Consider the following 14,695-nt stretch of genomic DNA (forward strand, 5'->3'; position numbering starts at 1 on the left):
ACTTTGATGATAAATTACCTAAAGATTATGATTTAGATAAACTTCGCTTTAGTGCATATAATCGCACATTTTTAATAAGTGGGATAAATGAAATTGAAACACTTAAAAGAATGCATAGCATACTTAATAAAGCTTATTTAATGGTACAAGCTTTAAAGATTGCGTAAATGAGCTTAAAAACGCTAGTGGCTTACATAAAAATCATTTAAAAGTTGTTTTTAATCAAAACCTAAGATAAGTATATGGTTTGGCAAGATTTAAAAAAATAACTTATAAGCGATAAGCCTTACTTAAGATATGTAGCAATTATGGATAATAGGGTTAGAGTTGCCCTTAAAGTCTTTTACGGGTTAATTTTACCTAAGGAGCATTCTTTTTGGCTTAACAATTATCCACCGAATAGCTGGGGTTGTAGGTGTAAAACACAGGTTTTAAGCCTTGATGAAGCTAAAGATAATGAAGCTATAAATTTTTATAAAATATATTATTTTATAAATATTTTTATTTTAAAAACAATACAAGCTAGTTTAAAGGTGAAATTTTATTTTTAGTGTATTATTAATTTATAATTTACAAAAACAAGTATGAAAGTTTATGAAAAAATTATTTTTTATATTTTTATGTTTTACGATATTAAATGCTGATATAAAAAGCTTAAAAGATAGCTGTTATGATGGAGATTTTGAAGCTTGCGGGGCTTTAGCTTTAATGTATGCTAAAGGTGATGGTGTGAGTATGGATAAAAAAACATCAGCATTTTTTTATGCACAAGCTTATAATATTTTATCCGAAGAGCCTAAAAGTGAACCTAATTTTCATAAACAAAATGCAGCTAATTTATCAATAATAATTTCTGATATTTCTGCTTTTTATGTAGCACAAGGTAGATTTGCTAAGATTAGCGATATGACTTATGCACCCATAAATCCTAATGGAGAGTTTTTAATAAATGGCATTGCTTGTATAAAAGTAAGTGTTAAAAATAGCATTTTGCGTATTAAAAATATAAATGCAAATGATAAAAATTGTAAAGAATTTTTCGCAAGTGATGAAGCAAAAAAGCTGCTAGATAAAGATTTAAATGAAGTTAGTGAGATTGAATATGACTTTAGTGATAATAAAATCTTATTTTAAGAATTATTATAAAAATTATGATTTAGATTTCTACTCTTTAAAAATCAAATTCCTGATTGAAATTCTAGAGCATTAAAAGTATTTAAAAGCTAAGTTTAGCTTAATTTTATTGTTAAAATAAATTAGACACTAAAATGTTTGAAATCCCATAATATGTTTTTAAGGTAAAATTTTAATTTTTAAGAGTTTAAATCATTGCATTTGATTAATAAAGTTTTGAATTTATCCTTAAAATAAATTCCAATAAATCTTAAATTGTAATAACTAAAATTTGTACATATACCAAGTATTGTTTATCTTTATAAGGTTCATTTCTTTAGAAAAACTTTCACCATTATTAAATGTTACTTTATATATAACTTCAGCTAAGCCTCCTAACTCATAGTCTAAGCTTGTTTCTATTTATTTAACACTACCCATTTTTTTTAATGCCCTTTGCTTTATAGGACATTTTTTCTAATAAAATATTTTTTTCATCTTCTGATTTAAAATTAAAACACTTAACAGCTTGTTTATCTCCTTTAATCATTAACTTCAAACATTTTTTAACTATAATATCTGGAGTATCATCAGCTTTAGGAGTATCACTCCCACAAGCAACTAACATAGATGTAAATATTGTAAAACTTAATAATTTTTTCATTTAATCTCCTTTTGATTTGGTTTAAAGCCTAATGTTTTGCTTAATGCTTTTTGTAAAATCAGTATAATACCCCCCCCCACCATTCTTAATCTTTACTTAATTTGTATTTGAATTTATTTTTTATAATTTGAAAGGTTGTAGTAGAATTAGGTTTGCAATTTAAAATCTAATTTGCATATATTATAAGTATTTTAGAGTTTTTAATAATGTTCTAGCTTAGCTACTCATTTTTATTGCTTATTAATTAAAAAATTATTTAATTTAAAATATTTTATTTATACTACATATAAATTATATTGATAAAATTGATTTTATAGCTTATATAAAAGCTATATTTTAATATTTATATTTTTAAGGAATTTGAATTAATGTTTATTTTGCCAAGATATTGGCGTATTTAAAGAATTTTTTAAATAATGTTTTTACAATTTAATTTTTAAATTAATGAAAACACAATTTAATTATTTTATTTATTTTAATAACGCTATTTTATTAATATTTTATAATTAGTAGTATTTATTGCTTAAATTTATTAAATTAGATTGCAAAAGAATATTAATTTAAGCAAAATTTTTACTTTTTTTGTTAGACTTAAAACTTTTTAATTTATAACAAGGTTTTCATATGGATTTTCATCAATTTATTGAGCAAATTAATGGAGTTTTAGTTGCTTATGTTCTTGTATTTGCCTTAGTTGGAATAGGTCTTATTTTCACTATTTATCTAGGTTTTCCGCAATTTCGTTATTTTAAAGAAGGCTTGAGTGCAAGTTTTGGAGATTTATTTAAAAAAGGTAAGAAAAAAAATTCCGGAATAACAGCCCTACAAGCTATGATGATTTCAATTTCAGCACAAGTTGGAACAGGTAATATCATAGGCGTTGCAACTGCTATTAATTTAGGTGGAGCGGGAGCTATATTTTGGATGTGGGCTAGTGCATTTTTGGGTATGGCTACAATTTTAGCTGAAGGTGTTTTAGCACAACGCTACAAAGTATGGCAGCACGGACATTATATCGGAGGTCCTGCGTTTTATATAAAACTTGGTCTTAAGAAAAAATTAGGTGCTAATACTTGCAATTTGCTCGCTGGATTTTTTGCTATTGCAATTATTGTTGCACTTGGTTGTGCGGGTCAAATGACACAAAGCAATTCTATTTCAGGTGCAATTCATCAAGCTTTTGGAGTGGATTTGAAAATCACAGGAGCAATTACTGCAATTATCGCAGGATTTGTGGTGATTGGTGGGGTTAAAAGGATTGCTAGATTTGCTGAACTTGTAGTGCCTTTTATGGCTATATTTTATGTTTTGGTTGCAGTTTATATTTTAATAGCATTTCACGAAAATATAGGCAATGTATTTTCTATGATTTTTAAACAAGCTTTTGGACTTGAAGCAGTAGCTGGTGGAGCTGTTGGAATTGGTATTAAAGAAGCTATTAGATATGGGGTTGCAAGGGGACTTTTTGCAAACGAAGCAGGTATGGGAAGTACACCACACGCACACGCAAGTGCAACTACTAAAAACTCTGTTTCTCAAGGTTTTGTGGCAATGCTTGCAGTATTTATTGATACAGCATTTATTTGCACAGCAACTGCTCTTATAATCTTACTTAGCGGAGCTGATTTAAGTCTTAGCGGTATTGAACTAACTACTTCGGCATTTAGCATTGCTTTTGGTAGTATTGGTGTGAAATTACTTGCAATTTGTCTTGTGTTTTTTGCATTTACAACCATTATTGGCTGGTATTATTTCGCTCAAATTAATGTGCAATATTTATTCTCAAATAAAGCTTTACCTATATTTAAAATAGTGTTTGTTTTATGTATTTTTATAGGTGCTATGCTAAAGCTTGATTTGGTTTGGAGTATTTCTGATTTATGTAATACTTTAATGGTATTACCTAATGTTTTAGCGTTATTTTTATTAGCTCCAGTAGTTAAAAAAGAATTATTAAAATTTAACGAAAGTAAGAAAAAATAAGTTTTATTCCTATTTCAAATTCTAGAATTTGAAATAGGATTTTTTTTATTTTATTTGAGTAAAATTCATACCATTTATTTTTATTTCTACATTATCGTTAAAGTCTTTAGGTAATTGATTTTCACTTTCTTCTATAGCTTTTAACATATTATATTTGTTTTTGACTTTTAAACTTTGCTCAAATTTGTGTGGTGTATTAGCAAAAAAACTATCAACAATTGGTCTAAATTGTTCAGGGACTTTATCAATATTTTGCATTACATATTCTTTAATAGCTTTTAAGTTATTGTTAATATTTATTTTGCTTTCAATTGAATTAATTAATAAAGATTCTGCAAATTCTTTATTATCCATATCGTATTTATCAAGTGTATCTACATTATCAATCTTATAATTATCAATATTATAAGTAATATTTAATTTATCACATATTTCAAAGAATTTATCTAATACATCTAAATCTATTGCAAAAGCTAATTCATTTTTATTATGTTTGCCGATTAATTTAAATTCAACCTTAACATTTCCATTATTTGCCACATCTTTTGTTTTAGTAATTGTGTTGATAGAATATTCATCTTTTGCTAGTTCTGGAAGTATTCCTAATTTATTATCAGAAATAGCCAACATACTAGCAAATCCTACAGCTATTTCACCTAGTTTAATTGATTTTATTTCGCTTTTATAAAAACTTTCTTTAGGAGTATTAGTTGCTAATTCTTTTATGCTAACACTTCCTTTTTTATCTCCAGTATAAAATCCATTTGTTTCAATTTTTATTTCTTCAACACTTAAAACTTTTTGATTATTTATAATAACATCAATACCTTTGCTCTTACATTCTGCATAATCACCTTTATTTTCACATTTGTAATCACTAATATTTACATTAGATGGAATTTCAAACATAGCAGTTAGAACTTTTAATTTTTCAATTTCGTTTTTAATAGAATTATTTAATGAAGTTTCAAAATTTTTAACTTGCTCATCACTGATTTTGTTTCCACAACCAATAAACATAACAGCTACTGCACTAAGTGCTAATAATGATTTTTTCATATTTCTCCTTTTTTTATAAATTTGTTAAGAATATCAATTTATAGTTAAATAATACTAGTGAAAATGAAAAATATTTTTAATTTAAATAATAAAAATTATTAAGTAATAAAAATTAATTAATCTATTTTTGTTATAATGCAATACAAATTCAATTAAAGGAGACAGAATGTCATTAGAAAAACAATTATTACAATTACAAGCTGATGCACACGCATTATTTTTAAAGTTTCATAACTACCATTGGAATGTAAAAGGATTACAATTCTTTGCACTTCATTCATATACTGAAGAAGCATATGAAAAAATGGCTGAAATGTTTGATGATTGTGCTGAAAGATTATTACAATTAGGACATAAAGCTATAGTTTGCCCAAAAGAGTTAATGGAAACTGCAAAAGCTCCAAGAACTGATAAAACTTGCTTTGAAGCTACTGAATTAGTTGGACTTATATTAACTGATTATGAATACTTATTAGCTGAGTTTAAAAAGTTAAATAAATTTGCTGAAGAAGCAGGAGATACGACTACTGCAGCTTATGCTCAAGAGCAAATTGCTAGTTATGAAAAATCAATTTGGATGCTAAAAAATACAGGTGCAACAAGTTGTTGCGTAAAATAATTTAAAGGCTTGATTATCAAGCCTTTTATTTTATAATATCTGCTGACATTTTCCATAAATTATCAATTTTTACCATTTTTCTCTTTTCATTTTTAACAAAACCATTATTAAATTTAGTAATAATTTGCACTTCAGCACTATTATTAGAACTATTTAATATATCTACTTTAATTTCTGCAATTCCACCATAATTATTAAATAATTTAGGTAATACATTTTCAAAATTAATACTTAATTGTCTTTGAAATTCATTTTCATAATAAAAACATTTATCAAAAACAGCTTCACTTGGTTGATTTGAAAGTTCGTTTAAGCAATTTTTGACACTTTTTTGTATATCTTCGTTTTTACAAGCACTTAAAAATAATAGGCTAACAATCATCATATATTTTTTCATTTTATATCCTTATAATTTATTTAAAATTAATCTTAAATCTATCAATTCTTTTTCTAATTCTTCTAATTCATCTGTGCTAAGTTTTAAATAAAATACAACATTTGCTCCAAAATCTTTAGAATAAACGATATTTAGTTTATCTAAAATATAACTTAATTTATTTATTTGGCTATATTCAAGTTCTATATAATATGATTCTTTTTTTATATAGTTAGAAAGTAGATTTAGCTCATTAGCTTTTGAAATTCCTAAATTAACTGCGTTTGAATATGCTCTTACAAGCCCGCCAACTCCTAATAATGTTCCACCAAAATATCTTACTATATAACAAGCTGCATTTACAATATTAGCTCCTCTTAATACATTAAGAGCAGGTGCTCCACTACTTCCTTTAGGTTCTCCATCATCACTTTGATTTTCTACAATTTGCCCAAATTCATTTAATACTCTACTAGCATAGACTACATGAACGCATTTAAAATGCTCGGCTCTTAATTCTTCTTGTCTAGTGCGAACATTTTCGTTAATATTAAGTGGTTCAAAATAGCATAAGAATTTAGAACCCTTTACTTCAAAACTATCAAAACAAGGTGATTTTAAAACTTTCATTTGCTAATATTAGCGTTTTTTATTAAAGGATTAATATGAAAATAATTTTTAGTTTTATATTATTTATATTTTTAGGATGTAGTTCTTTAATAAGTGGTGTGGCTTCTGTCGCAACTTCTGTTGTTGTTTTTGCAATTACAATTCCTATTAAAGTTATTTATAGTGTTGGTAAATCAGCCTTAAATGCAGCTAGTTCTAATTCAAATTCAAATGATACTAAAATTGCTAAAAAAGCATTAGAGCAAAAGAATTTCAAAAAAGCTTATGAATATTATGCAAGAGCTTGTAATGATGATGAGCCTATGGTTTGTGCTTTAGGGAATTATGCTTATACAAAATGTGAATTATTAAATGATGGTTGCAAGATTAATACAATAATAAATAATAACGCTATAAAATATTTTAGTGCAAAATTATTTTTAGATGAGGCAAAAGAGCTTAGCGGGGAAAATAAAAAAGCTTATATAAATATAGCTTGTAGTTACGATAATAGTATAAGTAAAGATTGTAAGTAATCTTCCTAATAATTTAGGAAGATTAAATATTTACTTGCCTCTAATTTTATTCATTAAAGCAGTAATTAAGCCGTTTTGGTAAGCAACAGCAAGAAGTGCAATCACAACACCAACTTTTTGTAATAATGATGAGCTTTCGCCAAACATAAGAGGTCCTATTAAAGCAACAGTAGCTATTGGACTTAAGATTAATAATCCAGCACCTAAAGTAGGGTTTAGTTTAACTGAACCATGTTGAGCAAATGTCCAAGCAGCAGCTTGACCTGCAGTTCCTAAAACTATCATCCATAACCAGTTCATTCCAGTGATAGGATCACCTAAAGCCACATTACCAAATGGACTTGTAACGCTTTCTATAGCAGCTTGTGGTAAGTGCATTGATTTAATACCAGCAGCAGTATCAACCATAACACCTTGGTCAAATATGAAACCATTTCCTGTGATTAAGAACGCCCATACAACAGGAGCTACAAGCTGAGCAGCACTTGAGATTAAGATAGGTTGAACAACTTGTCCGTTTCCAATTCTTCCTGCTCTTCTGCTAGCGAATAAGTAAATTCCATAGCAAAATCCTGAAGTAAGACCGCAAATTGTTCCAACTGCCATAATACCAGTACCAAATACTTCTTGAGGGCCATTTGGATCAACTATACCATTTTCTAAAGCACCACCAGCTAAAATAACACCAGCAAGCATTATAGGTGCTATGAAATAATAGCTAAATGGAATTCTTTCTCTATCTGTAATGAATGCTAAAGCTGGCAACATAATTACTTGAATATTTAAAAGAATTGAAGCAATTCCTGAACCTACAAAGAATATTGAATAATTCCACGCAGTAAAGTCAATCCCTAATACAAGTCCAGCTAAAATAGATAGCCATACGCCTTTTTTGGTAAGCTTACCGATTTTTTTAGCTTCCATAATTGCAAAAGGAATAAGGCAGATAGTTCCTATCAAGCAACGCATAAAAGCACCTGTAGCTGGGTCAAAGTTAGATAATTTTTGCCAAGGTGCAGTAAAAGAAAGAAATAAAATACCGATTAAGAATATGACATAGGTCATACCTGTGGCATTTCCTCTTAAATCATTATTCATGATTTACTCCTTAAAATTATTTTTAAATGATTTTTATCTTTTTGTAAAACAAAAATACATTTTCCTATTGTAGATTGATTAAAATTAAAATAATCTTAATCTTTATAAATAATTTATTGTTTTTTTTTTTTTTTTATTTAAATTTATGCAAAATTTATACAAAATATGAAAATTATTTATAAAAATTAAATAATATATAATTATTATAAATAAATAATTAATAATAAAATTATATAGACTTTTTAAATTTTAAATAATTCAGCAATTTTTAAGCTTGATAAAACTAAACTAAAAGCCACAATTAATTTTTTTTAAAGGATTGTTATGAAAAAACCTGTCATTATAGGTGTAGGTGGTCCTGTTGGAGCTGGTAAAACTCTTTTAATAGAAAGATTAGTAAGAGTTATGAGTAAAGATTATGAAATAGGTGTTGTAACAAATGATATTTATACAAAAGAAGATGCCTTATTTTTAGCGAAAAACAGCGTTTTACCACCAGAAAGAATTATAGGTGTAGAAACTGGTGGGTGTCCGCACACTGCGATTAGAGAAGATGCTTCAATGAATGAAGCTGCATTAAATGAATTACAAAAGAAATTTAATTTAGATTTACTTTTTTTAGAAAGTGGTGGGGATAATTTAGCTGCTACTTTTAGTCCTGATTTAGTTAATTTTAGTATTTATGTAATTGATGTGGCACAAGGTGAAAAAATCCCACGCAAAGCAGGTGCTGGAATGATTAAATCTGATTTATTTATAATTAATAAAACCGATTTAGCTCCTTATGTTGGTGCAAATCTTGATATTATGAAAAGCGATACTTTACATTTTAGAAAAAATAAAGACTTTTTCTTTACAAATCTTAAAAAAGATGAAGGTTTGTCTGATGTTATTAATTGGATTGAGAAAAATTGTCTTCTTAAAGGCTTAGAGTGAGCTTATTAAAAATAACACTTGAAAATAACCATTTAAAAGAGCATTACCAACAAGGTATGCAAAGGTTAATTCAAGTTCCAACTAGATTTGGAGAAGATAGCGAAAATGAAGATTTTTTTGCTTATCTTAGCACTTTAGGTGGTGGTTTTGTAAATCAAGATAATTACGCTCAAAGCTTTAAATTAGTTAATTCTAAGGCTACTTTAAGTTCTCAATCAAATCAAAAAATATATAAAGGCACTTCTAGTTTAAAAACAAATATAGAACTTGATAATAATTCTATTTTAGTTTTTCATAATGATGCTAATATTTTTTATCAGAATTCAAATTTTTCAAGCAAAACTACTATTTTTATGAATGATAATTCAAGATTATTTTATTTAGATGGTGGATTTTTAGGTTATGCAAATTCGCAATTTAAAGCAAAATTATCTTTAAGAATATTTATCAATAATAAATTAAGCATTAATGATATATTTTATTATAACTCTAATAGTAGTTTAAATTCTCTTTATAATCATAACTATTTTTATACATTGATTATAAAAGGCGATGTGGAATTTAAAACAATTCATAATGAGAATTTAAAAGCTCATTCAAGTATTATTAATAATACTAATATTATTAGAATTTCATCAGATGATAATGATTTAGCTATGAAATATATTAATGATATTAAAAGCAATTTTTTGCATAAAGGAGGTATGAAGTTAATCTTAGCAAGACAATAAAAATATAATAATTTTATAAAACTAATTTTGTAAAGGAGAAATTATGACATTAACAAAAAAAGAGCAAGAAAAACTCTTATTAAGCTATGCAGCAGTAGTTGCTAGAAAGCGTTTAGACAATGGTCTTAAGTTAAATTGCCCTGAAGCAATTGCTATTATAAGTGATTATGTAATGGAAGGTGCAAGAGCAGGTAAGAGCGTAAGCGACCTTATGAACGAAGGTAAAAATGTTTTACGCAAAGACCAAGTTATGGAAGGTGTTGCTGATATAGTAAATGAAGTTCAAATTGAAGCTACTTTCAAAGATGGAACTAAATTAGTAACTATCCATAATCCAATTAACTAAGGAGGAATTATGAAATTAGGTGAAATAATTTATGCACAAGGTGATATAGTTTGCAACGAAGGTCGTGAAAGTATAGAAATTGAAGTTGTAAATACAGGAGATAGACCAGTTCAAGTAGGTTCTCATTATCATTTTTATGAAACAAATAAACTTTTAGAATTTGATAGAGAAAAAGCTCGTGGAAAGCGTTTAGATATTATTAGTGGAACTGCAGTTCGTTTTGAACCAGGTATGAAAAAAAGTGTTAAGTTAATTGATTTAGCAGGTAGTCGTGAAGTTTGGGGACAAAATTGCAAAATCAATGGTAAATTAGATAAATAAGGAGCAATAATGTTTAAAATAACTAGAGCAGAATACGCATCTCATTTTGGACCAACTACTGGTGATAGTATAAGATTAGCTGATACAAATCTTTTTGCTAGAGTTGAAAAAGACTATACAAAATATGGCGAAGAGTGCAAATTCGGTGGTGGAAAAACTCTTCGTGATGGTATGGGTCAAAACTCAAGATTTTTAGATAAAGATGTAGTTGATTTAGTAATTACAAATGCACTTATAATTGATTATACAGGTATTTATAAAGCAGATATAGGTATTAAAAATGGGAAAATCCACGCAATTGGTAAAGGTGGAAACCCTGATATTACTGATGATATTGACTTTGTAACTGGAGTTGGCACTGAAGCACTTGCAGGAGAAGGTCTTATAGTTACAGCAGGTGGGATTGATACTCATATACATTTTATAAATCCTGAACAAGTTGATGAAGCTTTAAGCAATGGTATTACTACTTTATTTGGTGGTGGAACAGGTCCAAACGATGGTTCTAAGGCTACAACTTGCACCCCTGGTATATTTAATATAAAAAGAATGCTTCAAGGCACTGATGATTTACCTATTAATATAGGTCTTTATGCTAAAGGTCATGGTTCTAATGTAGAAGTGAATTTAGAACAACTTCGTGCAGGTGCAGCAGGACTTAAAATTCACGAAGACTGGGGAACTACAAAAAGTGCTATTGATAACGCATTAAAAGCTGCAGAGATTGCTGATGTATCAGTAGGTATTCACACAGATACATTAAATGAATATGGTTGCGTAGAAGATACAAAAGCAGCAATTAATGGTAGAACCATTCATACATTCCATACAGAAGGTGCTGGTGGTGGCCATGCTCCTGATATTATTAAATTAGCAGGCGAGCCAAATATTTTACCAGCTTCAACAAACCCAACAATGCCATTTACGGTTAATACTATTGAAGAGCATTTAGATATGTTAATGGTTTGCCATCACTTAAGCAAAAATGTTAAAGAAGATGTTGCTTTTGCTGATAGTAGAATTAGAAAAGAAACAATTGGTGCTGAAGATGTATTACACGATATGGGTGTAATCTCAATTATGAGTAGTGATTCTCAAGCTATGGGAAGAATTGGTGAAGTTGTAAGTAGAACTTGGCAAACAGCTCATAAGATGAAAATCCAGCGTGGAGCATTAGGTAATGATAGTGAATATTCTGATAATGAGCGTATTAAAAGATATATTGCAAAATATACAATAAATCCAGCAATAGCAGCAGGAATTTCTACTTATGTAGGTAGTGTTGAAGTTGGTAAAATTGCTGATTTAGTATTATGGGATCCAAAATCATTTGGAACTAAACCTAAATTAATAATTAAAGGTGGATTTTGCTTACATTCAGTAATGGGAGATAGTAACGCATCAATTCCAACTCCACAACCAGTAATGCATAGAAAAATGTTTGGTGCTTTAGGTGTTGCATTACACGAAACTTGCTATAGTTTTATGTGCAAAATGGCAGTAGATGCAAATGTTGCTAAAGAATACGGAATTAAAAAACAAGTATTACCAATACAAGGTGCAGCTAGTGCTAAAAAATCTGATATGAAACTAAACAATGCAACTCCAAAAATTGAAGTTGACCCACAAACTTATGTAGTAACGGTTGATGGAGAAGTTGCATATAGCGAACCAGCTACAGAATTACCACTAACTCAAAGATATTATTTATTTTAGGAGAAAAAATGATAGTAAAAACCATACTAGGCAATATAAAAGATTATGATACTAAAGGCAAAATGATAGATAATGTAAAAGTTTCGCCTGATGATAGATTAAAACACATACTTCGCTTAACAAGTGATAGTGGAGTAGAAATTGGCATAAGCCTAGATAATGGTCATTTTCATAATGGCGATGTTTTAGGCGAAGATGATAAGAGAGTTTTTGTAATAGAATGTTTGCCACAGAGTGTAATTTTGATTAAGCCAAAAGATATGATGCAAATGGGTTTTGTAGCTCATTCAATAGGCAATAGACATATGCCTGCTGTTTTTGAAGATGGTTTTATGATAGTTGAAGATGATTATTTAATAATTGAGTGGCTAGAAGAAAATCAAGTAAGCTATGAAAAAACGCAAAAAGTTTTGCGTCATGCTTTAAAACACGCGAGTCATCATCACTAATGTTAGGGCAGTTTTTATTTGATAGTGCCTTTGCAAATGGTGCTTATTCACATAGTTTTGGTTTAGAAAGCTATATTTCTTGGGGCGTTGTAAAAGACGCTTCAAGCTTTCAAAAATGGTTAGAAAGTTATATGCTAGATGTATTTGCTACTAGCGATGGTGCTATTTATGCTATTGCTTGTGGTTTAAAGGGTAAAAAATTAAGTTTATTAAAATTAGCAAAAGTAGCTAATTCATCAATGGCTAGTGCTGAATGCAAGGCTGCAGGTATTAGTATGGCAAGAGCTACTTTAAAAAATACAGAATTTATGCACGATGAATATGCAAGTTGGTATTATAAGGCTTGTGAGAACGATGAATTTTGCAATCCTGCTATTGCTTTTAGTGTTTTGGGGCAAAATATGGCTGTTGAATACGCATATTCAAGTATAAAAACACTAACTCAAAATGCAACTCGTGCTATACCATTATCTTATAAAAAATCAAGCGAGTTATTACATATTAATTTAGATTTAGCTAAACGCTCTGCTGATAAATCAATGCAAATTGCTAAAAGTTTTATAGAAAAAGGATTTTTTAGTTTGCAATTATTAGATGAAAATGATTTAAATAAATATCATTTGTTTTCTACTCATCACGAATTAGATTTAGGAATGTTAGCTCACGAAAAACTTGATTTTAGATTGTTTATGAGTTAAATCATTAGAATTTGAAAATATAAAAAAGGTAATAAATTAATAATTTATACCTTTTTTAATCTATTAAAATAATTTTTGTAATTCTTCTTCGCTTAATTTTTTAGAATTATATTTGATTAAATAAATATCATCTTTTTTATTAATATCTATAACAAATTCGCTTTCTTTTAAAGGAGCTTTATTAGATTTATAAGTCTTAAAATCATTAGGATTATCCATAGTTTTTAGGATAAAAAACCAAATAGCACAAACAAAAGCAATCAGCATTAAAAACTCATTTTCCAAATCAGCGTGCATAAAAATCCCACATAAAAATGCTCCTAAAAATGAGCCAAAATATCCGCAAGAATTTGAAAATCCTAATACTAAACCTTTTTGTCTAGCTTTGCAAATCTTAGAAATTGAGCTTTGCATAATAGGCTCGTGCAGACAAAATGCAATAAAATATAAAACAACAGCTAAGAAAAATAAATAATAACTAGAGCTTAAAAATATTAAATATGATAGGAAAAATAATGCAACTCCGCTTAATAATATAGTCTTACTTTTGCCTTTTGACTCGCCAACAACTCCACCAACTCCCATAGCCAAAAAGCCAAAAAACATAGCCACGCTATAAATAATCCATAAATTATCACTATTTTTATGAAAAATATTTACATAAGCTAAAGGAATTAGCATAAAGGTGCTTGAGCTTAGCATTTTTTGTAAAAAGCAAGTTAGATAAAGTTTGTTTAGATTTGCACTTATGAATGCTTCTTTAAAAGGGATTTTTTCTTGTTTTATAATTTCTTTTTCTTTAGGTAAAAAGGCTAATAATACAATACACAAAACGCTTAAAATCGCACTTATATAAAATAAAGCCCCAAGCCCTAAAAAACTAGCAATAACAGAACCTAAAACAATAGCTACAACAAAGCTAAGTCCAATAGCTCCACCCATTAACGCCATTGCTTTTGCTCTATCTTTTTCGCTAGTTAAATCAGCAATCATAGCAGTAGCAACCCCGCCAATTGCTCCCATACCTTGTAAAACCCTACCAACAAGCATTGTATAAATATCACTTGCACTTGCACAAATTAAACAACCTATTATAAAGATTATTAATCCCATAAGCATAGTTTTTTTACGACCGATTTTATCACTTAATGCTCCAAAAGGCACACTAAAAATCATTTGAAAAATTGCGTAAATTCCAACAATAAGTCCAGCCAATACATCATTAGCTCCGTTTAACTTATGCGAATACAAGCTAATCACAGGTAAAACAATAAAAAGCCCAAAAAATCTTGAAGCAATAATAAAACTTAAAATCAAGGTATTTTTATTCATAATCTATCCTTTTTGATAAAAGATTATTTTACTCCTAAATTTATTTACCGCCAATTTAACTAGAAGAATTTTCATATTTTAAATTCTAAAAATCTTCAAATTTTTCTTA

At 28.2% G+C, this 14,695-nt stretch carries 17 protein-coding genes; 11 read left to right on the forward strand and 6 right to left on the reverse strand.

What is annotated here, in order from left to right; genetic code table 11:
- Window positions 1-594 precede the first annotated feature (594 nt).
- Window positions 595-1,134, forward strand: coding sequence for a hypothetical protein (locus tag KJQ97_RS01005; RefSeq protein ID WP_214119666.1), 540 nt, complete (start codon window positions 595-597; stop codon window positions 1,132-1,134).
- Window positions 1,135-1,546: 412 nt separating this feature from the next.
- On the opposite strand, the gene KJQ97_RS01010 is transcribed toward KJQ97_RS01005, so the two are convergent.
- Window positions 1,547-1,777: a hypothetical protein gene (locus KJQ97_RS01010; RefSeq protein WP_214119667.1), complete on the reverse strand. Its 231-nt coding sequence runs from the start codon at window positions 1,775-1,777 to the stop codon at window positions 1,547-1,549.
- A 624-nt stretch (window positions 1,778-2,401) separates the two neighbouring features.
- Between KJQ97_RS01010 and KJQ97_RS01015 the strand changes: the two genes are divergently transcribed.
- Window positions 2,402-3,760, forward strand: a complete 1,359-nt coding sequence (locus tag KJQ97_RS01015; protein WP_214119668.1) for an alanine/glycine:cation symporter family protein — start codon at window positions 2,402-2,404, stop codon at window positions 3,758-3,760.
- Between the two features lie 45 nt (window positions 3,761-3,805).
- On the opposite strand, the gene KJQ97_RS01020 is transcribed toward KJQ97_RS01015, so the two are convergent.
- Window positions 3,806-4,819, reverse strand: a complete 1,014-nt coding sequence (locus tag KJQ97_RS01020) for a JlpA-like lipoprotein (protein ID WP_214119669.1) — start codon at window positions 4,817-4,819, stop codon at window positions 3,806-3,808.
- Between the two features lie 166 nt (window positions 4,820-4,985).
- Here KJQ97_RS01020 and KJQ97_RS01025 point away from each other — a divergent pair, with 166 nt between their 5' ends.
- The gene (locus KJQ97_RS01025) at window positions 4,986-5,438 is read left to right on the forward strand and encodes a Dps family protein (protein WP_214119670.1); all 453 of its coding nucleotides are present in this window, start codon (window positions 4,986-4,988) and stop codon (window positions 5,436-5,438) included.
- A gap of 25 nt (window positions 5,439-5,463) precedes the next feature.
- Here KJQ97_RS01025 and KJQ97_RS01030 read toward each other — a convergent pair whose 3' ends face one another.
- Together KJQ97_RS01030 and KJQ97_RS01035 are read right to left on the reverse strand one after the other, a co-directional pair.
- Window positions 5,464-5,835, reverse strand: coding sequence for a DUF4878 domain-containing protein (locus KJQ97_RS01030; RefSeq protein ID WP_214118775.1), 372 nt, complete (start codon window positions 5,833-5,835; stop codon window positions 5,464-5,466).
- Window positions 5,836-5,844: 9 nt separating this feature from the next.
- Entirely contained in the window at window positions 5,845-6,444 is a 600-nt protein-coding gene (locus KJQ97_RS01035; RefSeq protein ID WP_214119671.1) for a YigZ family protein, read from the reverse strand.
- 35 nt (window positions 6,445-6,479) lie between these two features.
- Between KJQ97_RS01035 and KJQ97_RS01040 the strand changes: the two genes are divergently transcribed.
- The gene (locus KJQ97_RS01040; protein WP_214118771.1) at window positions 6,480-6,959 is read left to right on the forward strand and encodes a hypothetical protein; all 480 of its coding nucleotides are present in this window, start codon (window positions 6,480-6,482) and stop codon (window positions 6,957-6,959) included.
- A gap of 30 nt (window positions 6,960-6,989) precedes the next feature.
- Here the strand turns inward: KJQ97_RS01040 and KJQ97_RS01045 are convergent, their stop codons facing one another.
- Window positions 6,990-8,057 (reverse strand): DMT family transporter, encoded by a 1,068-nt coding sequence (locus KJQ97_RS01045; protein ID WP_214119672.1) that lies wholly within the window; start codon window positions 8,055-8,057, stop codon window positions 6,990-6,992.
- A 324-nt stretch (window positions 8,058-8,381) separates the two neighbouring features.
- Here KJQ97_RS01045 and ureG point away from each other — a divergent pair, with 324 nt between their 5' ends.
- Genes ureG through KJQ97_RS01080 form a run of 7 tightly spaced genes read left to right on the forward strand, consistent with a single transcriptional unit; the run spans window position 8,382 to window position 13,254 of the window.
- The gene (gene ureG, locus KJQ97_RS01050; protein WP_214118767.1) at window positions 8,382-8,993 is read left to right on the forward strand and encodes an urease accessory protein UreG; all 612 of its coding nucleotides are present in this window, start codon (window positions 8,382-8,384) and stop codon (window positions 8,991-8,993) included.
- A complete protein-coding gene (locus KJQ97_RS01055) occupies window positions 8,990-9,724 on the forward strand; it encodes an urease accessory protein UreD (RefSeq protein ID WP_214119673.1) in 735 nt (244 codons plus the stop codon). Before ureG ends, KJQ97_RS01055 begins: the two co-directional genes overlap by 4 nt.
- A 43-nt stretch (window positions 9,725-9,767) precedes the next feature.
- Window positions 9,768-10,070 (forward strand): urease subunit gamma, encoded by a 303-nt coding sequence (locus KJQ97_RS01060; protein WP_214118762.1) that lies wholly within the window; start codon window positions 9,768-9,770, stop codon window positions 10,068-10,070.
- 9 nt (window positions 10,071-10,079) lie between these two features.
- Window positions 10,080-10,391, forward strand: coding sequence for an urease subunit beta (ureB, locus tag KJQ97_RS01065; RefSeq protein ID WP_214118760.1), 312 nt, complete (start codon window positions 10,080-10,082; stop codon window positions 10,389-10,391).
- A 9-nt stretch (window positions 10,392-10,400) separates the two neighbouring features.
- Window positions 10,401-12,107, forward strand: coding sequence for an urease subunit alpha (gene ureC / locus KJQ97_RS01070; RefSeq protein WP_214118758.1), 1,707 nt, complete (start codon window positions 10,401-10,403; stop codon window positions 12,105-12,107).
- 8 nt (window positions 12,108-12,115) lie between these two features.
- Window positions 12,116-12,556 carry an urease accessory protein UreE gene (locus KJQ97_RS01075; protein ID WP_214118756.1) on the forward strand — a complete coding sequence of 147 codons (441 nt, stop codon included), beginning with the start codon at window positions 12,116-12,118 and terminating at the stop codon, window positions 12,554-12,556.
- Complete coding sequence (locus tag KJQ97_RS01080) at window positions 12,556-13,254, forward strand: urease accessory protein UreF (RefSeq protein WP_214118754.1); 699 nt, start codon at window positions 12,556-12,558, stop codon at window positions 13,252-13,254. Before KJQ97_RS01075 ends, KJQ97_RS01080 begins: the two co-directional genes overlap by 1 nt.
- A gap of 63 nt (window positions 13,255-13,317) precedes the next feature.
- Here the strand turns inward: KJQ97_RS01080 and KJQ97_RS01085 are convergent, their stop codons facing one another.
- Window positions 13,318-14,586: an MFS transporter gene (locus KJQ97_RS01085; protein ID WP_214119674.1), complete on the reverse strand. Its 1,269-nt coding sequence runs from the start codon at window positions 14,584-14,586 to the stop codon at window positions 13,318-13,320.
- Window positions 14,587-14,695 lie beyond the last annotated feature (109 nt).

This window comes from Campylobacter sp. 2018MI01 (genome assembly GCF_018501205.1).
GTDB lineage: Bacteria > Campylobacterota > Campylobacteria > Campylobacterales > Campylobacteraceae > Campylobacter_E.

Coding starts and splice junctions, on each gene's coding strand:
- KJQ97_RS01045 (WP_214119672.1), bottom strand. CDS start 8,057: ATGAATAATGATTTAAGAGGAAATGCCACAGGTATGACCTATGTCATA.
- KJQ97_RS01015 (WP_214119668.1), top strand. CDS start 2,402: ATGGATTTTCATCAATTTATTGAGCAAATTAATGGAGTTTTAGTTGCT.
- KJQ97_RS01020 (WP_214119669.1), bottom strand. CDS start 4,819: ATGAAAAAATCATTATTAGCACTTAGTGCAGTAGCTGTTATGTTTATT.
- KJQ97_RS01080 (WP_214118754.1), top strand. CDS start 12,556: ATGTTAGGGCAGTTTTTATTTGATAGTGCCTTTGCAAATGGTGCTTAT.
- KJQ97_RS01075 (WP_214118756.1), top strand. CDS start 12,116: ATGATAGTAAAAACCATACTAGGCAATATAAAAGATTATGATACTAAA.
- KJQ97_RS01035 (WP_214119671.1), bottom strand. CDS start 6,444: ATGAAAGTTTTAAAATCACCTTGTTTTGATAGTTTTGAAGTAAAGGGT.
- KJQ97_RS01060 (WP_214118762.1), top strand. CDS start 9,768: ATGACATTAACAAAAAAAGAGCAAGAAAAACTCTTATTAAGCTATGCA.
- ureB (WP_214118760.1), top strand. CDS start 10,080: ATGAAATTAGGTGAAATAATTTATGCACAAGGTGATATAGTTTGCAAC.
- KJQ97_RS01040 (WP_214118771.1), top strand. CDS start 6,480: ATGAAAATAATTTTTAGTTTTATATTATTTATATTTTTAGGATGTAGT.
- ureC (WP_214118758.1), top strand. CDS start 10,401: ATGTTTAAAATAACTAGAGCAGAATACGCATCTCATTTTGGACCAACT.
- KJQ97_RS01025 (WP_214119670.1), top strand. CDS start 4,986: ATGTCATTAGAAAAACAATTATTACAATTACAAGCTGATGCACACGCA.
- KJQ97_RS01085 (WP_214119674.1), bottom strand. CDS start 14,586: ATGAATAAAAATACCTTGATTTTAAGTTTTATTATTGCTTCAAGATTT.
- ureG (WP_214118767.1), top strand. CDS start 8,382: ATGAAAAAACCTGTCATTATAGGTGTAGGTGGTCCTGTTGGAGCTGGT.
- KJQ97_RS01010 (WP_214119667.1), bottom strand. CDS start 1,777: ATGAAAAAATTATTAAGTTTTACAATATTTACATCTATGTTAGTTGCT.
- KJQ97_RS01005 (WP_214119666.1), top strand. CDS start 595: ATGAAAAAATTATTTTTTATATTTTTATGTTTTACGATATTAAATGCT.
- KJQ97_RS01030 (WP_214118775.1), bottom strand. CDS start 5,835: ATGAAAAAATATATGATGATTGTTAGCCTATTATTTTTAAGTGCTTGT.